The following is a 7,986-nucleotide window of genomic DNA, read 5'->3' as shown; positions in this document are numbered from 1 at the left end:
GGGGACAAGCGTGCGCAAAGAGTTGTGTCCCGGCTGTTCGCCCCGCTCGAGCAAGACCCTGCGATAGCTGTCGGTGATGGCCGCCAGCGCGACGTCGTTGAGCGTCGCGCCGAATGCTTGGCCCACCTGCTGCAGGTCGGACAACGCTACCCGGGCAACGCTGAAGCGCCGCATCGTCGTGACGCGCCCGCTCAACGAGGACACCGCCGCGGGGCTGAACAGGCTTGCCGTCAGTTCGGCCGCACCCATCGCCATGTGCTCGGCTCTCGCCGCCGCGCTGAACACGCTCCGCGCAATTCCGCTGACCCAGTTCACCGGGTTCAAGCTGATTGTCGGCCGGCCGGGCCCGGACCGATCCTGCTCCTTGGCGGCGCGGATGTCGGTGGCAAAAGTCTTGGCGCGGCCGGGATCACCGTCGTCGTCACCGAATTTCGCCAACATCTGGGTGGTCGCGATGCCATCCGAGATGCAGTGGTGGATCTTGGTCAGCACCGCCCAGCGGTCGTCGCTCAAACCCTCGATGAGGTAGCACTCCCACAGCGGGCGCTCGCGATCCAGTCGCCGCTCCATGACCGCCGCAATGGTCTCGAACAGTTCGGCGTCCCCTCCGGGATGCGGCAGCGCCAGGCGGTGCAGGTGACGCGAGATGTCGAAATGCGGGTCGTCCATCCATTCGGGTGGGCCCAGATCGAGCGGATGAGTGCGCAAGATCTGCCGGCACCGCGGAATCGTCGCCGCCCGCTCGGAGAAGGCGGAAACGAACTCGTCGTACCCGGGAACCGGCCCCTCCATAATGGACACCCCGCCGATGGCCAGACTCACGTGCGGATCGGAGTCCTCGACTTCGAGGAACGTCGCATCGAGGGCCGTCAATTGCTCCATCTCGCCACTGTCCGCCCCTTGCGCGCGTGCCGGTCAGAGTCGGAAGTCCTCAACTATAAGGGCCTAATGACGGCTGTGCCGCGGCACCACGCATAGCAGGATCGGGCCCATGAGTAGGTTCAACTACATTCGCTTCTTCGAAGAGATCGGCATCGACGATGTCCCCTTGGTGGGCGGCAAGAACGCCTCGCTGGGCGAGATGTTCCAGAAGCTGTCCGGGCAGGGCGTCCGCGTGCCACACGGATTCGCCACCACCGCCGAGGCCTACCAGCACACGTTGGATGCGGCCGATGCCTGGGACGCGCTGCACGCCCGGCTTGACGATCTGGACCCCGATGACGTCACCGCGTTGGCGCGCACTGGCAAACGTGCCCGCGAGATTGTTTATGGCGCAGGCCTTCCCAAAGACCTGACCGCCGAGATCTCGGACGCCTACCGCATGCTCCAGCACGAGTACGGCGACGACGTCAGCCTCGCGGTGCGCAGTTCGGCGACCGCCGAGGACCTGCCGACCGCCAGCTTCGCGGGTCAGCAGGAAACCTTCCTGAACGTCAAGGGCCGCGAGAGCCTGCTCGACGCGTGCCGCCGGTGTTTCGCCAGCCTGTTCACCGACCGGGCCATTCACTACCGCATCGACCAGGGCTTCGACCATTTCAAGGTCTCGTTGTCGATCGGCATCATGAAAATGGTGCGCTCCGACCTGGCGTCATCGGGCGTGCTGTTCACCATCGACACCGAATCGGGCTTCAATGACGTCGTTTTCGTGACGGGGGCCTACGGCCTCGGCGAGAACGTTGTTCAGGGCGCCGTGGACCCTGACGAGTTCTACGTGCACAAGCCGACCTACCGGGCCGGCCACCGCGCCGTGCTGCGCCGCCTGATCGGCGACAAGGCGGTGAAGATGGTCTTCGTCGAGGGTGGGACGAAGGACACGACCCGCAACATCCCGACGCCCAAAGCCGACCGCGCGCGGTTCTGCATCACCGATGAGGACGTGCTCGAGCTGGCCGGCTATGCGTGCACCATCGAGCGCCACTACGGGCGGCCAATGGACATCGAGTGGGCGAAGGACGGATTGGACGGGCGGCTATACATCGTCCAGGCCCGCCCCGAAACGGTTGCCTCCCAGCGCAACCCGAGCACGGTGGAGACCTATGTGCTCGAGGGCAAGGGCTCCGACGGAAAAGAGGTGCTCGCCGAGGGCCGTTCGGTCGGCGAGAAGATCGCGTCGGGGAAGGCCAAACGAATCGACAACCTCGAGCACCTTCCGGACTTTCAGCCCGGTCAGGTGCTGGTCGCCGACACCACCACGCCGGACTGGGAACCCGTGATGAAGATCGCCGCCGCGATCGTCACCAACCGCGGGGGACGCACGTGCCATGCGGCGATCATCGCGCGCGAGCTCGGCATACCCGCCGTGGTCGGCGCGGGTAATGCGACCACGCACGTCCCCGACGGACAGGTCGTCACGGTGTCGTGCGTCGAGGGCGACACCGGGCGTGTGTACCGCGGCGAGGTCGGTTTCCACGTGGATCGCACAGAAGTGACCGGTCTCCCGCGACCGCGAACCCAGGTCATGGTCAACCTCGGCAACCCCGATCTGGCCTTCAAGACATCGTTTTTGCCGAATGACGGTGTGGGACTGGCCCGGATGGAATTCATCGTCAGCGAATACATCAAGGTGCATCCGCTGGCGCTGCTGCACCCGGAGAAGGTCGAGGAACCGCAAGCTCGCGCGACGATCGACCGGCTCACGGCCGGCTACCCCGACGGGGGCGCCTACTTCGTCGAGCGACTCTCCGAGGGGATCGGCACGATCGCCGCCGCCTTCTGGCCCAAGCCGGTGGTGGTCCGGATGTCGGACTTCAAGACCAACGAATACGCCAGCCTCATCGGCGGACGCGGCTTCGAGCCGTCCGAGAGCAATCCGATGATCGGCTTCCGCGGCGCCTCGCGCTACGCGCATCCGGCCTATGCCGAGGGATTCGCGCTGGAGTGCCGCGCGATGAAACGGGTCCGCGAGGAGATGGGCCTGACGAACGTCGTCATCATGCTGCCATTCGTGCGCCGGGTCACCGAGGCGGACCTGGTGCTGAAGACCATGGCTGAACTCGGTCTGCGGCGCGGGGAAAACGGGCTGGAAGTCTATGCCATGTGCGAGATTCCGAACAACGTGATCCTGCTCGACCAGTTCGCCGAACGGTTCGACGGCTTCTCAATCGGCTCCAACGACCTGACCCAGCTCACTCTTGGCGTCGACCGCGACAGCGAGATCGTGGCCTTCGACTACGACGAACGCGACGAGGGTGTCAAGGAGATGATTCGCCTCGCCGTGGAGGGCTGCCGCCGCAATGGGATTCACTCGGGCCTGTGCGGACAAGCACCCTCGGACTACCCGGACATGGCGGAGTTCTTGGTGCGCATCGGTATCGACTCGATAAGCCTCAATCCCGATGTGGTGGTGAAGACGACCCGCCAGATTCTCGAGCTGGAGCAGCAGGCGGCGTCGGTGACTGCATGTTGATCTCAACTGTCACATCTGTCTCTGGCCCGATCGACACCCCATCCGCCCGCCTCCGAGCGACAAGGGTGAAAGGCCTAGGTTCCCTTGGCTGGCGTGGTTATTGCGGCCGGCGATACAGTGCGGCACCGGCCGTGATCCCCGCGCCGGCGGCGACCAGCAGCGCCCGCGCGCCCGCCGGTAGCTTTTCGATCTGCGGTTGCAGGGCGGCCGCCAGCGCCGCGGTGTGCATGCGATAATCCACGGCGACGCAGATCTTTTCGATCGCGATCCCGAGGAGCTTGCTCAGCGCGGCGCGATACCCCGAGCGGGCCGGAGCGGCGACGATCAGGTCGATGTCTGCCAGCCGCACGGATTGCGCGTCCAGGCACGCGCGAACCGCCCGCGCCGCAGCCGAGGCGAATCGCTGGTCCATGTCGGGCGACTGGCCGAACCGCAGGACGTTGTGCGCATCCCTGAATCCGACCGTGGCAGTGAACGCCCCGGAGCCTTCGCCGTTGCTGTTGACCCACGACACGCGGCTCAGCCCGTAGTCACCATCCGTCCATCCGCACAGCAACGCGGCCCCTGCCGCCGAAAACGGAAAGTGCTCGCTCATCCCGTGCCCGGGATCGGCGTCGCTGGCCACGACGAGCGCTCGCCGGATGCTGCGCGACCGCAGGAAGCCGTCGACGATCTGCAGTGCCGTCAGCACCCCGCAGGCGCCGTTGGCGATGTCGAAGGAGAACGTGCCGTGAGCGCCTGCGTGGGGATCCTCGGGATTGGCCCCGATGTCGTCCTGGATCAGCGCCGCCAGCGCAGGCTCCCCGATATTGCGGTCGCGGTAGATCCCGGCATTCACCACCAGATCCAGCTCGTCGGGCCCGCATCCGGCCCGGTGCAAACAGTCCTTGGCGGCGTTGACCGCAAGGTGCAGCGCGCTGTGTCGGTCCAGCCAACGAGAGTGTGCGAGGTCGATCCGATCAATGACTGTGCCCATAGCGGCTCACCAATTCCTCGTCCACGGTCAGTAAGACCACGCCGATCTCCAGTCCCGAGGCGAGCGCGAGCAGCGCGACCCGTTCTCCGGGCTCGATGTGCCCGGCCTCGAGTTCCTCGACCAATGCGACCGTATGGGTGGTCGACGCCGTGTTGCCGTACCGGTCGACGGTGATGACGGCGTCGTGCCGGGGGCTGTCGCCGAACTCCTCCGACATCCGCACCATGCCCTTGCGGATGGCGCGGGCCGACGTCTGGTGGGTGATCACGTGATCGATGTCGTGTATCGAAATGCCAAGGACATCAAGCACTTCGCTCAGCAGCAGCGGGGTGTTAGCGATCGCCGCCTTCTGGATGGCGCGCGAATTGGTGAACATCCGCGCACCCGGATCGTGGCCCTGCGGATAGGCGAGGCAGAGGCGGCTGTAGTCGGCGACCGTGGTGAAGCCCGCGAGGACGATTCCCGCCGAACCCGCGGGGGCGCGCTCGAGCAGAAGCGCCGCACCGGCGTCGCCGAGGGTCAGGCAGGCGAGCTCCTTGCTCATGATGTTGCGGATATGACGGGCCGCGTTGTGGCTCAGCTGCGAGATGTATTCACCGCTGACCACCAGTCCGCGCTCGATGACGCCCTGGCGGACCCAGTTGTTCACAATGGTTACGCCGGTGAGCATCCCGGCGCACGCGTTGGACACGTCGAAGGTCATCGCCTGCGGCGCCCCGATCGCCTGCGCCACGGCGCCGCTCATCGTCGGCTCGAGCCATTGGGTCAGGCCGCCCCGGAATTTCGTGATGCTGCAGCTGATTACGACGTCGAGCGACGCCGGGTCCTGGCGCGCCTTGGCGAGACAGTTCAGCGCCGCCGAGGTGGCGAGGCTGAGCGAATCCTCGTCGCCGACCGAGACCCGGCGTTCGCGGATCCCCGTCAGCCGCTCCAGGTCGATGTGGGTGCGGTGACGGGTGGACGCCATCAATTCGTCCGTGGTGAGGTGAGTCTCGGGCAGGTGCCGGCCGGCACCGGCCAGCCGGGCGACGAATGGCGCCCTGGCGCCGTCCGCGTCGGTCTCCATGACCAGCCAGTGCCGGCTCATCGGTCACACCTCCTTGCGGGCCTTGTCGGCAACCCTTCTGGTGGGCAGGACGTCATGGGCGAAACTCGAGGACCTCGGTCGCCGGGCGCCGAGCCGTGGGTTCGACGTGCTGACCGTTCAACGATGATTTCCCTACCCGCAACAGGAGTTGCGGCCTGCCGGTGGTGCCGGTGATCTGCGCGACGATGTCACGGCTCGGGGCTATTTCGGTCATGTGGGTCAGCGTGCAGGTGGCCATGCCGGCCGCGGTGCAGTCGAGCAACACCGCCGACAGGGCTTCACCGCAGCGCAATACGTCCAGCCGGGAATCGTCGTGGGGGGTGGACAACACGAGGACCTCGGAGTGGTCGTGGTCGACGGCCGCGCGCGGCCGGCCGTCACCGCCCGGCGGAAACTCGCGGGCGATGTCGACTCGGGCGGCTTCCGAACTGGACGGCAGGGCGCTTTGCGGCACGTGCGTCGCGTCCGATTCGAATGGCGATGTCCACCAACGTAACTCGGACAGATACGTCGTGTCGTAACGGCGCAGCGACTCCGTGAGTTGTGACGCCTCGGCCAAGGCCGGCCGCGCCTCGTCTGCCACCACGTCCAGCAGCACGTCATAGGGAACGACCGTCCGACGCAGCGCCGATAGCAATTCGCGCCACGCCGCCGGCGCGGCGAACGGCAATCGGTCGGTGCGGCGCCGCAAGATCGCGGCGGCCCGGTGTCTCTGTGCCTCGGTCACCGCCCCCGCGGGCCGAAAACGCAGCGCCGCCAAGAGGTTCGGGTAGTTCGGATCGGGAAGGCGCTCGGTTTCGCTCTCCCAGCCGACGGCGGCCATGGCCACCCTGAGGTGGTCGAGGACGGCACCGCAACTCAGGGTCAGTTCCCGGCCGGTCCGATCGGTCGCAGGCATCATCCGGCGCGGATCGGCCCACAACTGCATCGTCGCCTCGTCGACGACCCACCGCCACGGCTGGCTGTTGTGCAGCGACGGCGCCCGGCTCGCCAGCATCACCGCATCCCTAATGACCGCGGATTCCGGCGCTTCCACCGGCATGTCGACCACCCCACTCACTGTGTGACCCCGACCCTAAGGATGTGTTGCCAGCCGGTGACAGGGCCCTTGGTCCTTTGGCGACGGGGCATGGGACCCTAGAGGGCCCTAGATCGCGCGACGCCAGACGTCGTGCGCCTCGTGCGCCATCCGTTCGGGTGTTAAAGAGGTGTCGATCCGGTGCGCGGTGTCCCAGCCGGCGCGTTGGGCTGCCAACGCCTGCGCGATCTCCGGCGTCACCTCCGAGTTGCCGGCGCGTCTGTTGGCGATCCGCCCGGCTGCCGTGTCCACCGGTGCGACGCACACGAGTTCCACTATTGCCGAATGGGTTTGCCAGGCGAGCCGATGCGCGCGGGCGCGCAGCTGCGGATCCCGCCACGTGCCGTCGAGGATCACCGAGTGTCCTTCCCCGAGCAGCCGGCCGGCTCGGCGCAGGGCGGCCTCGTAGACCATCGCGACGTTTTGCGGGCTGTACAGCCCCTGATCCAGGACACCGGCGCTGCCGGTGACGACGCCCTCGTCCCGCAGTTCGCGCCGTATGTCGTCGGTCGAGATGACCTGCGCCCCAGTGTCTTCGGCCAGGGCATGCGCAAGCGTGGACTTGCCGGTGCCCGGATTCCCGCCGACGAGCGCCAGACGCACCCTGCCGTTGTGCAGGTGCTCGGCGGCAATGGCGAGGTGGCGGCCCGCGTCGTCGGCGGCCTCCGATCCGCCCTGGGTCGCCCGTACACAGTCGACCTTCGCCCTGACGACGGCCCGATAGGCGATGTAGAAGTCCAGGAGCGCCGACGGCGCCGGGTCGGCCGCATGCATGCCGTAATGCCGGAGAAAGTGGCCCGCAAGGTCCTCGCGGCCCAGGAACTCCAGATCCATTGCGAGGAAGGCGGCGTCATCGACGCCGTCGACGTAGCGGAGCTCGTCGTCGAACTCCAGGCAGTCCAGCAGCGCCGGTTCGCCTTGCACGCAAAAGATGTCGTCGGTGAGCAGATCGCCGTGGCCGTCGACGATGCGCCCAAGGCGGATGCGATCCGCAAAGAGGGGCCCGCGACCCGACATGAATTCGGCGGCGAGGTGCCGAATCCGCGAGACGGTCTCGGCCGAGACTTCGGTTATCACGTCGGCGTAGCGATCGAGCTCCGACAGGTTCTCGTGCCAGCGTCGTTCGATGGCGCGGGGCTCGCCCTGGGCGTCGATCAGCGGACCACGTTCGGCGCGTTGATGAAAGCGCGCCAGTACGGCCGCGATGGTGGCCAGCAGGCCGCGAACGGACTCGCCGGTACCGTCGCGGCTGACCATGGCCGCCAAGCGATCGTCGTCGTGGTAGCGCCGCATGACCACGATCGGTTCGGCCGGACCCCCGGTCGGGTCGGTGAGATGCGCGACCCCCAAGTAGCTCTCGGGGGAGAGCCGGCTGTTGAGCTCGACTTCCCGGTGGCACGCGCGCTCCCGCTGTTCCGGTCGGCGGAAGTCGAGAAAGT

The 7,986-nt window shown here is 67.0% G+C and carries 6 protein-coding genes; 1 reads left to right on the top strand and 5 read right to left on the bottom strand.

Features of this window, described 5'->3' with window-relative positions; all coding sequences use genetic code 11:
- Nucleotides 1-882 (bottom strand): wax ester/triacylglycerol synthase domain-containing protein (locus tag JO059_RS06075; RefSeq protein ID WP_293315204.1); only part of this gene is annotated, 882 nt, incomplete at its 3' end.
- A gap of 109 nt (nucleotides 883-991) precedes the next feature.
- Between JO059_RS06075 and ppsA the strand changes: the two genes are divergently transcribed.
- A complete protein-coding gene (ppsA, locus tag JO059_RS06070; protein ID WP_293315203.1) occupies nucleotides 992-3,406 on the top strand; it encodes a phosphoenolpyruvate synthase in 2,415 nt (804 codons plus the stop codon).
- A gap of 97 nt (nucleotides 3,407-3,503) precedes the next feature.
- On the opposite strand, the gene JO059_RS06065 is transcribed toward ppsA, so the two are convergent.
- From JO059_RS06065 to JO059_RS06050, 4 genes are all read right to left on the bottom strand, one after another.
- Nucleotides 3,504-4,382 carry a 3-oxoacyl-[acyl-carrier-protein] synthase III C-terminal domain-containing protein gene (locus tag JO059_RS06065; RefSeq protein ID WP_293315202.1) on the bottom strand — a complete coding sequence of 293 codons (879 nt, stop codon included), beginning with the start codon at nucleotides 4,380-4,382 and terminating at the stop codon, nucleotides 3,504-3,506.
- On the bottom strand, nucleotides 4,366-5,469 hold the full coding sequence (locus JO059_RS06060; protein ID WP_293315201.1) for a 3-oxoacyl-[acyl-carrier-protein] synthase III C-terminal domain-containing protein: 1,104 nt from the start codon (nucleotides 5,467-5,469) through the stop codon (nucleotides 4,366-4,368). Before JO059_RS06060 ends, JO059_RS06065 begins: the two co-directional genes overlap by 17 nt.
- Before the next feature lie 52 nt (nucleotides 5,470-5,521).
- Nucleotides 5,522-6,511, bottom strand: a complete 990-nt coding sequence (locus JO059_RS06055; RefSeq protein WP_293315205.1) for an NAD(P)H nitroreductase — start codon at nucleotides 6,509-6,511, stop codon at nucleotides 5,522-5,524.
- 105 nt (nucleotides 6,512-6,616) lie between these two features.
- Nucleotides 6,617-7,986 (bottom strand): bifunctional aminoglycoside phosphotransferase/ATP-binding protein (locus JO059_RS06050; RefSeq protein ID WP_293315200.1); only part of this gene is annotated, 1,370 nt, incomplete at its 5' end.

Source organism: Mycobacterium sp., assembly GCF_019247615.1.
Taxonomy (GTDB): Bacteria; Actinomycetota; Actinomycetes; order Mycobacteriales; family Mycobacteriaceae; genus Mycobacterium.
The sequence above is the reverse complement of the archived record's forward strand: the minus strand, read 5'-3'. Positions and strand labels throughout refer to the sequence as shown.

Excerpts from the sequence above, each read along its gene's own strand:
- ppsA (WP_293315203.1), top strand. The coding sequence starts at position 992 with ATGAGTAGGTTCAACTACATTCGCTTCTTCGAAGAGATCGGCATCGAC.
- JO059_RS06055 (WP_293315205.1), bottom strand. The coding sequence starts at position 6,511 with ATGCCGGTGGAAGCGCCGGAATCCGCGGTCATTAGGGATGCGGTGATG.
- JO059_RS06060 (WP_293315201.1), bottom strand. The coding sequence starts at position 5,469 with ATGAGCCGGCACTGGCTGGTCATGGAGACCGACGCGGACGGCGCCAGG.
- JO059_RS06065 (WP_293315202.1), bottom strand. The coding sequence starts at position 4,382 with ATGGGCACAGTCATTGATCGGATCGACCTCGCACACTCTCGTTGGCTG.